We start from the raw sequence: 16,379 nt of genomic DNA, 5'->3' as shown, positions 1-16,379 counted from the left end.
TTTTGATATGATTTCTCAACAACAATATCAAGCAAGAAGAAGAGAGTTAACGCAAAAATTGCCTGAAGGAAGTATTGCAATTATCCCAGCAGCTCATGAGTCTATACGTAATGGAGATGCGCATTATCGTTTCCGTCAAGAAAGTAACTTTTATTATTTAACCGGCTTCAATGAACCTGAAGCAGTGTTAATACTGATCTCGGGCTTAGATCCGCAGAGTATTTTATTTAATCGGCCACGCAACCCATTGGAAGAACAATGGACAGGGAAACGTTTAGGCCAAGAGGGTGCTTTGTCTGAATTAGGTATGGATGCTGCTTTTTCTATAGGGTCTATTGCCGACGAATTGCCTAAATTATTAAGTGGGAAAACAGCAATTTATTACGCTCTTGCGCGAAATTTAGATGTTGAAAAAATAATGATGCAGGCCTTGGAAAAAGTGAAAGGTCAGGTACGTCGCGGTGTAAAAGTACCTGAGCAATTGTGTGATTTAGAACCCATCTTAGGTGAAATGCGGTTATTTAAAAGTGAGGCTGAATTGGAGCTAATGCGTCGAGCAGCACGTATTTCTGTTAAAGCCCATGAACAGGCTATGCGCCGTTGTAAGCATTTGGAGTATGAATATCAGTTAGAAGCGGAACTTATTTATGAATTTAGCCGTCAAGGCTGTCGTAGTGTCGCTTATGATCCTATTGTTGGGGGAGGTGAGAATGCGTGTATTTTGCATTATACGGATAATAATAAACCCTTACGCCAAGGCGATCTGGTTTTAATTGATGCGGGTGGTGAGTATGAAAATTATGCTGCTGATATCACGCGAACTTTCCCGGTAAATGGGAAATTTAGTTTGGAACAGAAAAAAATTTATGAATTAGTGCTTAGGGCACAAAAATCAGGAATTGCGGCAGTGAAACCAGGGCTTCCGTGGAATGAAATACAACAAATTATGTTACGTATTTTAACAGAAGGCTTATGTGAATTAGGAATTCTGCAAGGAAATGTAGACGAATTGCTTGCTAAAGAAGCCTATAAACCTTTCTATATGCATAATTCAGGGCATTGGTTGGGCTTGGATGTACATGATATTGGTCTTTATAAAATTAATGGTGAATGGCGTCCTTTGGAACCGGGGATGGTTTTAACCGTAGAGCCTGGTTTATACATTAGTCCTAACACACCTGGAGTAGATGAACGCTGGTGGGGTATAGGAGTACGTATTGAAGATGATGTAGTCGTGACTAAAACAGGCCATGAGGTAATAACTGCAGCTTTGCCTGTAGAGGTGCATGAAATTGAGGCATTAATGCGTGATTAAAAAAGAAATTGATATACTGGTTATTGGTGGGGGATTAACAGGTGCAACTTTAATGCTTGCTTTGCAAGGATTAGGTTATCGAACCTTATTGGTAGAAGCAAAACCATTTAGTGATAAAATAAAGCCCGATTTTGATGCTCGTTCATTAGCGTTATCACCCGCTAGCCGACGCATACTTACTATGCTTGGAGTTTGGGAACATCTTAAAGCCGATGTAACGCCTATAGAGATGATTCATGTTTCAGATCAACATCATTTCGGTGTTTCGCGCTTACAAAGTCAAGCGCATGAACCTTTAGGTTATGTGGTTGAAATGCAGCATATAAACCAGGCTTTGCATCAATTAGTACCTCAAGATCAGCTTATAGCTCCCGCAACATTACAGTCTTTAGATTATGAGAAATCCTTGGCGACCGTCCATACTGACTTGGGGGAAGTTACTATTGCGGCTCGTTTTATTGTCGCGGCAGATGGAACCCAATCGGGGGTGCGCCGTTTTTGTAATTTATCGACGAAGGTGAAACAATACAATCAGCATGCCCTTGTTGCTAATGTAGGTTTACTCAAGCCGCATCAGCAACGTGCCTATGAGCGATTTACAGCTCATGGTCCATTAGCGCTCTTACCCATGCAAAACGATCGAATGTCTTTAGTGTGGGCAATGCCTCCTAAGGAGGCAGCGCATATGTTGTCTTTATCGGACACAGATTTTTTAAGACAATTACAACACGCTTTTGGATATCGTGTAGGTCGTTTTGATAAAATAGGTAAACGTTTTTCTTATCCTCTGCAGCAAGTTTTAATGCCCCAGCAAATTCGCTGGCCGATTGTTTTTGTGGGTAATGCAGCACATACATTACATCCTGTTGCAGGCCAAGGATTTAATTTAGGTCTTAGAGATGTGGCAATGTTAGCACAATGCATCGCAGAGCAAGGCTTGACCGCAGAAATGCTGTTGCATTATGCGCAATTAAGAGCACACGATCAAAAAGTAATTACTTGCTTTACTGATGGTTTAATTCAAGTATTTACCAGCCGTTTACCCGGTATCGGTTTGATGCGGGGTTTAGGATTGATGGCACTGGATAATATTCCTGTATTAAAAAATCTTTTAGCACGATATGCACGCGGTTTTGGGGGAGCTATTCCCGATTTAGTGTGCGAAATTGCTCTAGCTGAGGCACAAAAACACACTCCGCTTAAACTTTCGGAGACAAAATGAGTCTGGAATTTAATGTACTAGTAGTAGGTGGTGGCATCGTGGGATTAGTTTCCGCTTTAGCTATGGCGCAACGTGGCTATACGGTGGCTATTATTGATGCAGGGTCATTAAAAACGGAGACCTCAGGTGTTGATACTCGTGTTTATGCTATTAATCATGCCTCACAAATGCTTTTACAACAATTAAATGTTTGGCACTATTTAGAGCAATCAAGGATTTCTCCTTATTGTCGCATGCATGTTTGGGACTCAGTAAGTGGTGCGCATATTGATTTTGATTCACGCTATGTTGCTGAGCAAAATTTGGGCTTTATCATGGAAGAGTCAGTGCTTAAGAGAGCTTTATTCAAAGAAATTGCGTTGCATCCTACAATTCATTTATTTCCAGATAGTTTTGTGGAGGAAATAAAGTTTGATGATGATGGGGTTACGGCAAGCAACATGAAGCAAAGCTGGAAAGGGCTGCTCTTAATGATCGCAGATGGAGCTCAGTCTCCAATACGGAAAAAACTAAAAGTTGCATTAACCTGTTGGTCTTATGACCAACAGGCTTTGGTTGCAACCGTGTTTACTGAAAAGAAACACAAGCAAACTGCTTATCAAGTGTTTCACCCTGATGGTCCCTTGGCATTTTTACCTCTTGCAGATCCACATCAATGTTCCATAGTTTGGTCCACTAAGCCTAATCATGCGAAAGAATTAATGAGTCTCTCTGATCACGAATTTAATAAATCACTTACCCAGGCTTTTGCGAAGCGATTAGGTAAAGTAGAAGTCATTAGTGCGCGCCATCAATTCTCTTTATATATGAGGCATGCACACCAATATGCAGGTAAGCGTTGGCTGCTTCTTGGGGATGCAGCACATACAATTCATCCTTTGGCGGGTTTAGGCTTAAATGTTGGATTAGCGGATGTAAATTCTTGGCTTCAGTGCTTGGATGCTTTTTCTGGTGGCCTTTGTTCGAAAAAGGCATTAGGTGCTTATCAACGCGAACGTAAGGCAGCTGTATGGCAAATTATATTGCTTATGGAAGGATTTAAACGCTTATTCGGTAATTCCTTTGGGCCTGTAGTTAGCTTACGTCGTTTAGGCTTAGGATTTTGTAATGGATTTACCCCTATAAAGCGCTTATTTATTCAACACGCCCGAGGCGTGTCATCATATTGAACGGATATTAATTTCATTAGGATCTCGTCATGTCTCGCATTTATTGCGAATCCATTATCTCATTATAGGGCTCATGAGGTAGAGGAGTATTTATCGGATGGGCTCTCAGATACGTTTTCTTTTTCTCCATTAATAAAGGATTGTAACCGGTTTTAAAAATCTATTTTGCTGTGTGTGGCCACTTTTTTGGGTGTGAGATCTTCCTCTGATTTTTTGATATCTTCAGCCGTAAAGGGGGGATAATTTAACCAGTTACCATCACTCATGATTTGATGTAACTGTTGATATTCTTTTGCCAGATCTTTGGGTAAAACAATATTTTTTTGATTCATTTGTATGGTTTTATGACCAAAAAAAGTATGTTGGTAATTGTTGCTTAAAATGGTATCTATACGTTCGGCGATTCTAGACTCCGCTATTAAATAATTCACAATGGATTTTTCAATTTTTTTAAAAAAATCCTGCGTGACTGGTTGCTGGATGGTATTGTTATTTGAATTGGTTTGCATTGGCGCAGGCTTGCTGTTGTCGTTGGCTGAAGTATGGCGTTGCTTCATCATCGATGTGATCGCGAGCAGACGAAATTCATCGAGCCGCAACTCATTTTGATTCATACTAAAATTATCAGGAATTGCATTTCCAAGATATCCAATTCGAAAATTTTGATCAAATGCATTATTGTTTTTAAATAAAAGTACAGCACGATACAAAGCATTAATTTCTGGGAGATAATGGCCGCTGTAATTGTTAATTTTAACTATTTTACCTCCTTGGAGATCCACTTCTCCTGCAAACATCAGATGATTTCCTGCATTGAACGACGAATGATGAAACAGCATGCTTCTACTGCTTTCTTGATCTTCGGAGGCAATATAGATCTGTCTGGATGGAGTAATAGCAAGAAGATAATGACCGTCCTGAATCAAAGAATCTGTTTTTTTATTATAAACTTGTCCATTAATGATGGTAGCCTCAAATTTTTGGCGTTGTTCTTCGTCAAGATAAATAATTTGTTGAACATTTTGATGATCAAAGCTGTCGAAACTGGCTAACCACTTAAAATAGCTTGGTGCGCCAGGTGTATCCATCCAGGTTGAAAAAAGCTCTGGTTTTCTGTGAATGGGATCTGAGAGTTCGATAAAGTATTTGTTATCCATGTGTCCAGGTTGTTTCATAAAATGAAAAATATCGATTAGCCGTTCTTTGGGTGTCCTTGCAGCAATATTTTTTAATTGAATTTGGTAGTTTTTTTTGCTGGTAATATAAATAACATCGGCTAATTGTGTATACAGTTTATCTACTTCTTCGAGCACTTTCGGTTTATATTGTTCTTTATTCATAAAAATATGGTTACATGTTTGCTTTATTTCTTGTAATATTTTTAATCGATTGTGAAGATCATCAGAGGAGATGGTCTCATAGCGCTGAATTGCATTTAAAAAATCTGGATTAATCTCTGTTATGGGCACTGATTGCCAATATTTAGAAGTTAAAATTTCTAAATTTTCCCCGTATTTGGAGAGCGTCTCCTTTAAATCCTTCAAATGTGTTTCTAAAAAAGGTAGGGCGCTATTTAGTGTATGCGGATTGCTCTGTATTAATTGCAAAAGGTCATGGGACTTGTCAGCAATGGCGCAAATTTGTCGAGTATCTTTTTCAGTTATAGCCTTTTGTAATTCAGGTAGTAAGCATCTACGGTAATAAGCAAGTTGACATGCAGGATCACCTGCATTTGAACCCAGTTTATAGTAATGCTCTACTTTGCCTTTTTCTTCTTCACTTAAGTGTGCAATATTAGCGAGATGATAATAGGCCAGATAACACCCTGATTGCGCCGCTTTTTGGTAATATTTTTGTGGAGGAATTTTAGCGTTTTCAATCTGATTGTCTTCGTAATAAAGCCCTTGTGCATAGAATTGCAATGGTTTAAGTGTGAGGTCATATTCTCCATGGAGTATTCTCTCAAATAATTCCTTAGATTCTTTTTGCATGTCCTCCGCAACCTGCTTTTTTTCTGGAGTTTGGTGCTTAATTAGCCGCGCCGAGGTAGCAAGAATTTGTGCATGATAATAATCGAAAATGGGATTTGGCATATCATTGGGTTTCTTACATAGCAAAAAAGCTTCCTGCATTTCCTCAGGTGGCATTTGAATGGATTTAAGATAGGTTGCGGAAATTTTTTGAGCATCTTTCAGTGCTGTTTGTAATAATCTTAGTTTATCGATATTTACGGAGATTTCTCTGATTTTTTGAGGAATATCCATATTATGATTTTGATGAACAAAGCGGTTAATCTCAGCAATTACCTTAATGGCTTTATCAAAATCCCCCTTGGCAATCTCATCCTTATAAAGCGTCATTAAACCAGAATAAAGTACTTTTTCTTGGCTGATAGAACCAGCCTTTTGATATGCCCGAATGGCTTCAAAAAAAGAAGGATGTGATGAGACAATAAGATTTGAGCTGGTTGCTTGTGCAAAAAAATGATCCCCTATTTTGTCCCAAGCTTTCACGCTACCGAAACTAACGGCATCCTTATAATCAACCATTGCCTGCCGAGGATGTTTTTTTATATCACGAAAGCCTTGGTCATGAATAATTCCTCGCAAATAACTGACTTGCGCTTTAACGGGTAAGGGAGCATCCGTTATATTTGCTTCGATGATACTCTTCATGACTAATCTTGCATATTGATAGTTAGATGAAGGAGTTGCCAGCCATCCTTGAATTTGTTTTTCCAGTTTTTCGAATAGACTTTGTAACAGTTCTTCATCTCCGCCCTGGCCAGCATAGGAGAGAATCTCGTTAAAAAAAGATTCAAAATTTTGCATGTCTGTCAAAGGTACATTTTTTCCCATTTAAATACTCTGTGTAAGTACATCATTGATAATATTTAAGCATTAAGATAAATATTTTTACAATGCAATTTATTTATATCTCATATCAATTGGCCTGATAAAGGAGTAGTTGTTTAGCAGAGGACTATCGTGACGTTGCAATAAAAAAAACATCGATTTATTATTTTACATAATAAAACATTTGATTTTATTAGGAAATTTAGTTGATCTTGCTTGCTTTAAGGTGAGGAGAGTTATTAAATGACACCAGCAAAAGACTTACCAATGATCATTGAAAAATCACAAGATAAGATTGAGATCCTATCTGAAAAATCAGTGGCATAGCGTGATCTGGACTGTTTTTGCTTGTATTCGACTACTTGACGCATCTGAACAAAATTAAAACTACCTGGCTCAGAATATTTTATAAAAAAATTAAGACAAATTTCATTGCGAGACATACCTATCCGTTGTAACTTAAATTTTCGTAACCTATATCTGTACGGGCATAGGGAGCTTCGCTGAATCTTATGCAATACAAAATAGATTAAAATTCTATCAAGTACAACACATCCTAATTCATATAAGACTTATCGTTCGATTTTTCTATTTTTACTATTGAATCTTGAGTCAATACAGAAGTTAAATCATTGGCTTGTTTTTGTATCTCTTTTATAGGAGACGAGAAATGCTTTACTTCAGAGTGAATCAGTTGAGCACCAGATTTTTTCATCAGAGGTACCACTTTTTTAGGACTAGGGCTAGCTGGAATTTGCCCTACAGCGTCTTTAAGCTTCGTTGTGATATCCATTGCTGCGCTGAGGGGCTCTTCAAACACCTCTTTACTAAATCCCGACGTAAATAAGCGACTAATAAAGTTTTTAATTTTAACTAGAACGTCTGTCAATGAGAAAGGTGTAGTTTGCTCTTTAATTTGGATCTCAGTACAGAGTTGTACACATTCATTTTTAAATTCTTGGTTCTTTATTGTTCCTGTGTTCCAATTTTTATAGAGCACATTAAGTGATTTCAGTTGTTCTGGATATTTTTCTTTACTTTTAGGATCTTGATTGAGTTGATTAATAAGCACACCACAAAAGTGGAGCGTTTGTCTTTGCTTTTCTTCGCGCATACTTTGTTCTTGAACTTTCTGAACTAACTCTTGATGCATCATTGATTTTGTAGCAATCCCTTGAGTATATTCCTGGGCTTTATGAAATTCATGATCAGTGTCGTCAATAATCGCGTAATCTAATTTAATATTTGCTTGAGTAAAAATGGATTGAATGTATGCGTCTTTAAAGATATCGATGACTTCTTTATAGCTGTGGTAACCGTCTTTAATGTAGGCTGAAGTCCATAACATGACGATATTATTTATTTTCTTCTCAAGATTTGGATCTGTTTTATGTTTATCCATGTATTTTTGTAGCACCACAACTAAGGAGTAAGTTGTACCTGATAATGAGGCTACAAAGGGAACTTGAGGATTGGTTTTTGAGTAACCACCAGCCTTTTTTTCATCTATGGCTATTTTATCTATCTTTTTAATCGGGACTGTATTGTCTGCAAAATTAGGAGAATTTGGTTTCATGATACCAGGGTTCGCTGTTAGGACTTGTCCTAACTCTTCTCTGGAGCGATCTTTTTTCTGATAGATTGCTGATTGATCCTTTAATCCTAGTTCGACATTATCATTTAGCATCACGAACGCTAAAATTAGCTTTCGTGCTTCTTCAAAGGTATTAATTTTGGTGAGATCATTGACTGTGTATTCAGGTCTTACTTCGTTATATGCCTCATTCAATTCATCAAAAATGGAACAATCAAAATCTTTTCTCAAGATGGATTCCAGATGTTCTGCGTACAAGACTTCATAAAATCGTCGGCTTTCATTGTCTTTAGGATTGCTTGTTATCTGGGAGGATTTAGTTATTAAACGTTGGACAAGGTTTGTACCTAATACTGTTTCATTCTCTTGACACAGCCTTAAAATATTTTCTATAGCCTTTTTATATTCCTGTTCCAAATAGTATTTTTGGATTTGTTTCGAAAAAGCAGGGTAATTGTCATTATTACCTAATTTTTTTTCAAGAAACTTAGTCGAAAGTAAAATGAAATCTGACTCATCTAACTTAGGATAATCTAAGGCCAAAAGAAGACTACTTTCAATTTTCGTATAGGACATATGTAAAACGCTAAAAAATAATTAATAAGTTTAAATATAGATCATTCAAAGTTTACCGGATATATTAAGCACGGAGAGCATTAAATATAAGATATCTTTTTTGACTACATATTGGCCTAAATGATAACATATGGATCATTTCATTGGAAGTCTGCTTTTTAATCATTTTTATACGCAAGAGGAAAACAAAATGCCGAATTTTACGGAAACTCCGAATCCAGCTAAACCAGGTATATTTAATATCCAATTAACTCGATCGGCAGTTGGCAAACCAAAACCTGACTTTACAGATAAAAAAAATCCAGTTGTTGTTTATTACCCAGAGAGTGTGTTACAGGGCTTTCAGGCAATCATTAAAGAAAGTGGCTTGTGTGGACAAGAGTTCTATAATCCTTTCACAGAAGAGATGGAACGATTTCCCGAACATCCTACCGAATTTACTGCAAGACATTTACAATTTTTAGCACGTAATGAGAGCAGCAATGTGAGTGGTATTATGGATTGCGACTTATACGGAGGACTCCTGACTGAAGATCAAATTGCACGTATTCGATGTTTAGTTAAAGGATCCGCCGTTATTGGTAAGGTTACAGCAACTAAAGTATATGGCTTTGGACGCAAAGTAGAGGACTTGCCAAAACCAGAAGATGTAATTGTTATTGATCAAATTGGACTTCAGTGGCAAGGCGATCTGCGAAATACAGGTGGGATGTTTTTTTATCCTGAAGACTCAGAGAGTGAAAAGTTACCCAAAGATTATGCGGTATGGCAAAATGAAATGTTTTTTCAGATGTATGGTGTTGAGAGACGAGATAAACCATCTAAAGAAAATATATTGGAGTTGCAATGGGGGCCAAGCTTAGATAGCGACTTAAGAGTACGTGGGGTGCTTGATTTAGATGGTGTGCGTTGGGGCGTTATGCATGAATTTCATCAAGCATTGGCAGGTTTGGTTAATTACAGTCAAACCCTCCCAGAAGATTCAAACCCAATTAATTTTAAATTTCTTAAAGCAGGAATGGGATTTTTTAGTGCAGGACTTTATGATCTTGATTTTAATTACCCATTCACCGCCCTTCAAAATGATGGTCTTGCACAAGTCGAATTAGCTCGGTTAAAAGGAATATTGGCTGCTTTAGAGAGTTACCCTTCTGATACCGATTTCGGTAAGGTTAAACGCTTGAATTTGCCTTTTAGTGCTTTAGTACCAGAGAATGCAAGCCCAGAAGTTGCAAAACAATATGCAGTAGTTCTTCAATCAATAAAAAATGAATGTCGGCGATTAACCTTGGAATGGGGTGCGGATCGCATAGAAGATGCTTTAGCTCCTGTACCAGGATATATTAATGCGGTAACAAATTGTGCTGATCCGCATGCGTTGATTGGAAATGAAGGTAAATACTCAAGTGTTGATGCAGCGATTGCCAGTAATATTCCCAATATTCATTTGCTTAACTCAGCATACAACGCCCATATCCATTGTTACTCATTAGCTCCCGGATTTACTATGCCAAAACGCAGCAAACCTGAAGTGATGCTGCAAACGGATGTTTCTTTGTTTGGGTATGTACAAAAACTAGCCGCAGGCTTCGTAGATAGTTTGACTAAAAAAGCACCTATTCCTGAACAAAATGTGAGGGTGAAACCCAATAAAGTAGGTTTTTTTGAGCCTGTATCTACTTCAAAAAAAGAGGACACTGAAAAAGGAACGAAAACAATACCTGAGGCGACACTGGAAGGCGGCCTAAATATCAGGTAATCACCGCAAATGCATCTTCCTCGATTAACTGAATTAATCGAGGATTTTTTTGGAGAGGTGCTTTAATCAAATGATAAAGACATACAACGAGAGGGAGCCGCATACACGGCTATGATAATGGACTAACTCCATAGAGAATTATAGAGTGCGTCATTTCTTTATTTTAAGCGAGAAAAACTCTCACGACTAAAGGCTACTTTTTCTGCGACTGACTCGTGGGGGTATTGATGGTATCGGGCTTCAATAGTGCGGTACCTTTTCAACCCTCCTTCTCTATTTGCAATTTGAATGTTTAACCCTGGACGGGCATTGAGTTCGAGCATCAAAGGCCCTTGTTCTTTATCAAGGACTATATCAACGCCAAGGTATCCTAACCCGGTTAATTCATAACAACTAGAAGCAATTTCGAGTATTTTATTCCAATAAGGTACTTCTATGTCTACTATGGAATTCAAAGTGTCTGGATGATAATCAATGATGTCATTATGATATACGCCACCTAAAGTTTTTCCGGTGGTAAGATCAACTCCTACACCAATAGCCCCTTGATGCAAATTAGCCTTTCCTCCTGATAGTCGAGTAGGAAGACGTACCATCGCCATCGCAGGATAACCCAATAAGCTAATAATTCGGATATCAGGAATCCCTTCGTAACTGACTTCCGCAAATACAGGATCAACAACTACCCGTTTCTCTATAATCGCGTAATCTGAGGAACCTCCAAGACTATATGCGCCTGACAGCAAACAAGATAAATGATAGCTAAGCTCTTGGGTTGTTGTTAATTTACCGTTAATTTGCCGATAACGTCCATAGACTTTATCCTTAAAAACCAAGATCCCATCACCACCAGAACCCCGAGCTGGCTTGACTACAAAATCATTATAAGGTGTCAAACGTTCTTCGATGGTTTTAATTTGTTGTTCTGTTTCAATAATATCGTATAAAGGGGGTACTGCAATTCCTGCTTTTAAGGCTAATTTTTTTGTTTTTAGTTTATCATCAACCAAAGGAAATAATTTTCTAGGGTTATAACGCAATACAAAATCAGTATTACGCTGATTGATGCTCAAAATCCCATGATTTTTTAAACGACGAAACAGGGTAATCATTCTACATGTCTCGCTAGTGATTTGAATCGTTTTAATTCGAACAAGCGATAGCCTCTATATTGTCCAAACCATAAAATCAAAGCTAATAAAATCAAAAGCAGTTCTGGAAAAGCAAAAATCAAATACTGTAATGGTTCGTAGCTCATTGCCCAGTAAGAGATGACTGCTGCAACCAGGCTTCCAATACCTGATTTTATCGCTTCGGAAGCACCGCGCTCGTCCCAAGTAATGCACATGCGTTCTATAGTCATAGTTAAAATGATCATAGGGAATAAGGCTACGGATAACCCCGCATCGAGTCCAAGGCTTTGACTAATTACACTAATAAAGATCATTAATAAAATGACAACAGTCAGAATCGCGCCAAGTCTTGGCACTAGAAGCAGTCTTAATTGATCCAAGTAAAAACGTGCTAATAAACCGAAAGAAATAATGATAACAAAGAGTGAAATTCCCCATACTACGTGAGTTTCTCTAAATGCTAGGGCGATTAAAACGGGCATAAAAGTCCCAAAGGTTTTAATTCCAATAAAATTACGCAGAATTAAAATAATAAAGGCACCTATAGGAACGGTTAATAAAATTTTATAAGTTGCTTGGACATTGACTGGAAGTTGTAACAATGAGAAACGTAATAATTGTGAATCTGATTGCAATCCTCGTGATTTAGCAATACTTAAGGCATTGATGGGAGTAGGGGAAACCGTTAGAGTAAATTGAGCTTTTTTTCCCCCGACTACATCAAAAACAGGTTCATTTCCATATTGCCAAATAAGAAAATCTTTAGGCAGTCCTGCCCCACCTGTTTTAGGATTGATATAAATCCAATTTTTCCCATTAAAAACAGCGAGAAATGAATTTAAATCCGCTTTACTTTTTTGGGATAAATAAATTCCCTTCACAGGAACGGCATAAATTTTAGACTGATTTAAAATGAGGGTTGCGGCGCTAATGATGTGTTCATCATCAAAGTTATTTCCGGTTAATAATTTGGCATTCCCATCTCTTTTATTCAGTTCTTTAATTGTGCTTTGTGCAAAGGTTTTAATGTCTGCAGAAGATTGCCTCACTTGATTGGTAATAGTTTCTACCGCTGATTTTTGATTTTCCTCCAGAGGTTGTGACTTTACTGCTGGTGGTGTTCCCAATGGTGATTCATTTGTTTCTGTTTGACGGAAAATTGCTCGATAATATAAGGACTGTTGACCATTCGCTCGTCTTATTGCCCAAACCGTTTCTCGATTATCACCGTTCAAGTTGGTTGTAACTCCATAGTTTCTTGAGACAAAATATTCATCTAGAATCGCAAAATGAGGGGGTAAATAAGGAATATTAAAGCTTGCTTTAATTGGGGTATTTGGCTCTGCAACAAAACGTAAATTGGACTCAACCATCCAGCTGTTTATGGTTTCAGTATCTGTTAACGGCACATCAAGTACTAAATGCCTGTATAAAAAAATCCCTGCTCCTAAGATAAATAAGGTAAATATCAGTCCATAAACGTGACGTGTATTATTTTTCATTGTTTCTTAAGACTCTTATTTCTTTTTTAAAGTAAACGTGAGAGCAGGATCAACTGCACCATTAAACGCAATGATTGCATCTCTTCCTAATAGAAGGGGGTAGAGAAAACGTTTGCGATTGGTTAAGTTAACTTTAATTGTTCTTACCTTATCGCCAAGTTGCATACTGAGTAGTACTACGGGACGTTTAATTGGCGCATGTGCCAAGATCTCTGAACCATGTTCTCCTTCGCGAACTTTGATTTTCACTCGACCTTTATATTCTGCCTCGAATTGGTAATCCCCGCTTTTAGTAGGCACTGTAAAGCGTAAATAGGCTATACCTTTTTTGGTAATTTCGGTAATATTGGTTGCATTTAATGATGCTGATTTAGCACCAGTATCGAGTTTTGCTGATAGAATTAAGTTCTTTTCTGGAAAAGATACTTTTTCAACATAACCATAAATTTGTGCTTCATTTGTTGCCATAACAGGTCCAGTCATTAATAACACAAAAATAAAGAGAGCAAGTGTTGATCTCATTTAATCATCGTTCCTAAGTTGTTTTTATTATTAGTGCGATATCGTAGCAGGTTTTGCCGCTTAAGTCACAACCGTAAGTAGGTTTACAACATATTTTTTGTACGTATTGAGTGTGATATCATGGACAATGGCCAATAAATTTGTATTTTTTTGACCCAGGATGAAACTATTATTGACATGAAGATCAATTATACATATAATCCGCGCCATCGTAACTGATGGTCTCTCTGCGTGTAAGCATGTCTCGTAAGAGTAAAGATTCAGCTCCAAAATCAAAACAACTTATTTTTCTTTTAGCTATTGCTGGGCGCATCGACGCGCAAAGCAGACTTCTAGCTCAAAAGCTAGATAAGAATCGGTATGTTTATCATGCCTACGCAATTTTAGATTCTCTCAGCTCTTCCTACAGCATGCTTAAATGGTTTTTTGAAGTATGCATGCCCAGCAACGATCCAGACGTAATGCACGATATATTAACTTCACCTGAAGGTATCGCCGCAGCTACAGCGGAAGCACTTTTTTTAGTTTCTTTTTCTTTTTTAGCAAGTGTTTATGATGGCGAAGAAAAAAATCCAGTTAAAAAATTCATAGCAAGTGCTTGGCCTTATTTTCGGGATGTAATGAAAGGCTTAAAAAATGCATACAAAGGCTGGAAAAGTGCCATACAAGTCTTGGGCATTATCACTGAGACAGATCTTAAGTATATGGTTGTTCCTGTAGGACTTGTATTAGGTGTTTTAGCTGCAGCAAATCGACTTTGGATACGAGGTATGCTTGAGTCGCGTAAGAAAAAAATGAATCAGAACAAAGAGCTTTTAATTGAAATCCAGCAATTAAGCTCGTTAACACCTTTAGATCGCGAATATTATTTATCACGAATTGCCCATCAGGATGAAGAAGAACGCATACATGCGTACTTGGCGGTCGGCGTTGGTGGTTTGCTTGATGGCTTATATCTCTACATAGGGGTAGCTAGCCTTTCTGTTCTTGCTCCTCCTCTTTTTCTCGCCATGACAATACTTAGTGCTGTTTATGCATTGTCCTGTGTTATTACGCGAATTTATGAAGAATATGATTTTCAATTGCGTTTGATGGTTACCCAAACCAAATGCCAACTCGCGCTTGTAACTAAAGAAATGGAGCTTACTTATGCGAAGTTACTTTCTTTGGAAGAAAAAAAAGAAAAAACTATTGAAGATAAACTGGAAATTAAGCGCTTGAAAGCGGAAGTCTGTGGACTCCTGGACAACTTTGAAGCATTGCGCCAAACCTTAAAAAATCAGACAACCCATAGCTATTTGACTGCTGGTTTGTTAGGAATGAAGTATGGTTTATATGCCTATGGTGTGTTAACCAGTGTTTTATTTATGGTTTCTTCAGTATTTTTAGTGACTGCGACTGTATTTCCTCCTGCCTTGTTAGCTGCATTTATAATCTCGGGCTTAGTGTTAATGGCAGGGTTTACTGCGTACACCTTAAGAGCCCATTCTCAGCATCTGAAAAAACAAGCTAAGGCACAAGAGGAGGAGCATCCCTACAAGCAGCTAATTGAAATGAAAAAAATATAGAGGCTGATGAAGAAACGGCGGAAATTTTAACTTCTGATCGTTTTGGAACCTCCTTAAAAGATGGCCTTGCTCTTGATCCATCACCACAATATTTTTTTCAAGAGTGGTTTGAAGTGTTTCGTTCATTGGCATCGGGTATTTCTAAAGGAAAAAGCTTTTCTAATTTTGCGACAACCCCTCTGCAAGAGGCTGATTCCGAAGGACATTACCATGATACGCCACTGATAGGCGTTTTAGCTATCGCAAATGCTGTATTGTTTTCTATAGTTTTGGGCCTTAGGGCTTTGGCTCGAGGATTGGGGCGTCCTCCTTTAGGGCAGGTCAATTCACGCAATGTGAAGCAACCTGATGTGGTTGAGTCGTCATCGGATGACATAAAAACCAAGTCTCTAGGGGAATCAAGCGAACCTTCTAAGAAAAAAGCGCCTGATTCCCTGTCGAGAAATGAACCTTCCATAGCAAACATGGGCTTTTTCGGCTCAAAACTTAAAAAAACCTCCCCCAAGACAAACCCCTTGCCCATGCAAAGAGTGAAGTCGATTTATCTTCATTCGAATCAGCTAACGGCGGTATAATTCTGGGTTTAGATTAGGATCGTTGTACATTTTAAATTGATGATAGATGCGGAACGTCCGTTTTTTTGCTCGCACTTCCACCAGCAGCTCCTCAAAACATTGAGATAATTGTTCTAATTGTTGATGAATGATTATTAATTTGTTAGAGCAGTTTTGGCGATGATCCTCGGTTGCATCAGTACGCTTTGTCTGTAGGGACATATGATAGGATTTTAACGATAAAATAGAGAGTCTATCGATAATCATACCTGGTGATTCTGAATTGACAGGACAAATATTGAATTCGGCGGGTTGTAACTGCTTGAAAAGCCATTCATCCATAGCTTCCATGCGATTATTCCGTAATTGATTGAACCTATCTATTTCGCGTTTTGCCTGGTATACAAACTCATAACCTAAGTCATCACGACGTGCTCGGTCTTCAGCATGCCATAGTTGAAAATTAAAGGCGTGATTTTCTTCAACTAATCGATAGAAGTCCTCTTGTTGAAAAATTATGTCTGATGCTTTCCAAATGGTAATGGCGTTTTGGTGGAGATTGGTTATTTCTGAAACTTTAATACTAACTGGCATTTTTTATCCTATCTAT

General features: G+C 37.9%; 13 protein-coding genes. 6 read left to right on the top strand and 7 right to left on the bottom strand.

What is annotated here, in order from left to right:
* Window positions 1–7: 7 nt before the first annotated feature.
* Genes pepP through EL220_RS17115 form a run of 3 tightly spaced genes read left to right on the top strand, consistent with a single transcriptional unit; the run spans window position 8 to window position 3,706 of the window.
* On the top strand, window positions 8–1,315 hold the full coding sequence (pepP, locus tag EL220_RS17125; RefSeq protein WP_027270494.1) for a Xaa-Pro aminopeptidase: 1,308 nt from the start codon (window positions 8–10) through the stop codon (window positions 1,313–1,315).
* On the top strand, window positions 1,308–2,537 hold the full coding sequence (gene ubiH / locus EL220_RS17120; RefSeq protein ID WP_027270495.1) for a 2-octaprenyl-6-methoxyphenyl hydroxylase: 1,230 nt from the start codon (window positions 1,308–1,310) through the stop codon (window positions 2,535–2,537). The genes pepP and ubiH overlap by 8 nt, the downstream gene beginning before the upstream one ends.
* Window positions 2,534–3,706, top strand: a complete 1,173-nt coding sequence (locus EL220_RS17115; RefSeq protein ID WP_027270496.1) for an FAD-dependent oxidoreductase — start codon at window positions 2,534–2,536, stop codon at window positions 3,704–3,706. Before ubiH ends, EL220_RS17115 begins: the two co-directional genes overlap by 4 nt.
* Window positions 3,707–3,858: 152 nt before the next feature.
* On the opposite strand, the gene EL220_RS17110 is transcribed toward EL220_RS17115, so the two are convergent.
* The 3 genes from EL220_RS17110 to EL220_RS17100 all read right to left on the bottom strand — a co-directional run bounded on the left by EL220_RS17110 (window position 3,859) and on the right by EL220_RS17100 (window position 8,731).
* Window positions 3,859–6,564 carry a hypothetical protein gene (locus EL220_RS17110; RefSeq protein WP_035905874.1) on the bottom strand — a complete coding sequence of 902 codons (2,706 nt, stop codon included), beginning with the start codon at window positions 6,562–6,564 and terminating at the stop codon, window positions 3,859–3,861.
* A 236-nt stretch (window positions 6,565–6,800) separates the two neighbouring features.
* Window positions 6,801–7,004, bottom strand: coding sequence for a hypothetical protein (locus EL220_RS17105; protein WP_128130958.1), 204 nt, complete (start codon window positions 7,002–7,004; stop codon window positions 6,801–6,803).
* 113 nt (window positions 7,005–7,117) lie between these two features.
* Window positions 7,118–8,731: a hypothetical protein gene (locus tag EL220_RS17100; RefSeq protein WP_027270497.1), complete on the bottom strand. Its 1,614-nt coding sequence runs from the start codon at window positions 8,729–8,731 to the stop codon at window positions 7,118–7,120.
* A 190-nt stretch (window positions 8,732–8,921) separates the two neighbouring features.
* Here EL220_RS17100 and EL220_RS17095 point away from each other — a divergent pair, with 190 nt between their 5' ends.
* On the top strand, window positions 8,922–10,490 hold the full coding sequence (locus EL220_RS17095; protein WP_128130957.1) for a hypothetical protein: 1,569 nt from the start codon (window positions 8,922–8,924) through the stop codon (window positions 10,488–10,490).
* Between the two features lie 158 nt (window positions 10,491–10,648).
* On the opposite strand, the gene EL220_RS17090 is transcribed toward EL220_RS17095, so the two are convergent.
* Genes EL220_RS17090 through EL220_RS17080 form a run of 3 tightly spaced genes read right to left on the bottom strand, consistent with a single transcriptional unit; the run spans window position 10,649 to window position 13,647 of the window.
* Window positions 10,649–11,602, bottom strand: coding sequence for an alpha-L-glutamate ligase-like protein (locus EL220_RS17090; protein ID WP_027270499.1), 954 nt, complete (start codon window positions 11,600–11,602; stop codon window positions 10,649–10,651).
* Window positions 11,599–13,125, bottom strand: a complete 1,527-nt coding sequence (locus EL220_RS17085; RefSeq protein ID WP_027270500.1) for an inactive transglutaminase family protein — start codon at window positions 13,123–13,125, stop codon at window positions 11,599–11,601. Before EL220_RS17085 ends, EL220_RS17090 begins: the two co-directional genes overlap by 4 nt.
* Before the next feature lie 15 nt (window positions 13,126–13,140).
* Window positions 13,141–13,647, bottom strand: coding sequence for an ATP-dependent zinc protease family protein (locus EL220_RS17080; RefSeq protein WP_027270501.1), 507 nt, complete (start codon window positions 13,645–13,647; stop codon window positions 13,141–13,143).
* Window positions 13,648–13,886: 239 nt separating this feature from the next.
* Between EL220_RS17080 and EL220_RS17075 the strand changes: the two genes are divergently transcribed.
* Both EL220_RS17075 and EL220_RS19360 read left to right on the top strand, forming a co-directional pair.
* Window positions 13,887–15,215: a hypothetical protein gene (locus tag EL220_RS17075; protein ID WP_232002529.1), complete on the top strand. Its 1,329-nt coding sequence runs from the start codon at window positions 13,887–13,889 to the stop codon at window positions 15,213–15,215.
* Window positions 15,216–15,328: 113 nt separating this feature from the next.
* Window positions 15,329–15,790, top strand: a complete 462-nt coding sequence (locus EL220_RS19360) for a hypothetical protein (RefSeq protein ID WP_232002528.1) — start codon at window positions 15,329–15,331, stop codon at window positions 15,788–15,790.
* Here EL220_RS19360 and EL220_RS17070 read toward each other — a convergent pair.
* Window positions 15,776–16,363, bottom strand: coding sequence for a DUF4254 domain-containing protein (locus tag EL220_RS17070; RefSeq protein ID WP_027270503.1), 588 nt, complete (start codon window positions 16,361–16,363; stop codon window positions 15,776–15,778). The genes EL220_RS19360 and EL220_RS17070 overlap by 15 nt on opposite strands.
* Window positions 16,364–16,379: the final 16 nt, after the last annotated feature.

The sequence above is a fragment of the Legionella sainthelensi genome, from assembly GCF_900637685.1.
Classification (GTDB): domain Bacteria; phylum Pseudomonadota; class Gammaproteobacteria; order Legionellales; family Legionellaceae; genus Legionella; species Legionella sainthelensi.
Note: the sequence above shows the minus strand (reverse complement) of the source record. Positions and strands in the feature narration are given on the sequence as shown.

Coding starts and splice junctions, on each gene's coding strand:
- EL220_RS17085 (WP_027270500.1), bottom strand. CDS start 13,125: ATGAAAAATAATACACGTCACGTTTATGGACTGATATTTACCTTATTT.
- EL220_RS17100 (WP_027270497.1), bottom strand. CDS start 8,731: ATGTCCTATACGAAAATTGAAAGTAGTCTTCTTTTGGCCTTAGATTAT.
- EL220_RS17115 (WP_027270496.1), top strand. CDS start 2,534: ATGAGTCTGGAATTTAATGTACTAGTAGTAGGTGGTGGCATCGTGGGA.
- EL220_RS17080 (WP_027270501.1), bottom strand. CDS start 13,647: ATGAGATCAACACTTGCTCTCTTTATTTTTGTGTTATTAATGACTGGA.
- EL220_RS17110 (WP_035905874.1), bottom strand. CDS start 6,564: ATGGGAAAAAATGTACCTTTGACAGACATGCAAAATTTTGAATCTTTT.
- EL220_RS17075 (WP_232002529.1), top strand. CDS start 13,887: ATGTCTCGTAAGAGTAAAGATTCAGCTCCAAAATCAAAACAACTTATT.
- pepP (WP_027270494.1), top strand. CDS start 8: ATGATTTCTCAACAACAATATCAAGCAAGAAGAAGAGAGTTAACGCAA.
- EL220_RS17105 (WP_128130958.1), bottom strand. CDS start 7,004: ATGTCTCGCAATGAAATTTGTCTTAATTTTTTTATAAAATATTCTGAG.
- EL220_RS17070 (WP_027270503.1), bottom strand. CDS start 16,363: ATGCCAGTTAGTATTAAAGTTTCAGAAATAACCAATCTCCACCAAAAC.
- EL220_RS17095 (WP_128130957.1), top strand. CDS start 8,922: ATGCCGAATTTTACGGAAACTCCGAATCCAGCTAAACCAGGTATATTT.
- EL220_RS17090 (WP_027270499.1), bottom strand. CDS start 11,602: ATGATTACCCTGTTTCGTCGTTTAAAAAATCATGGGATTTTGAGCATC.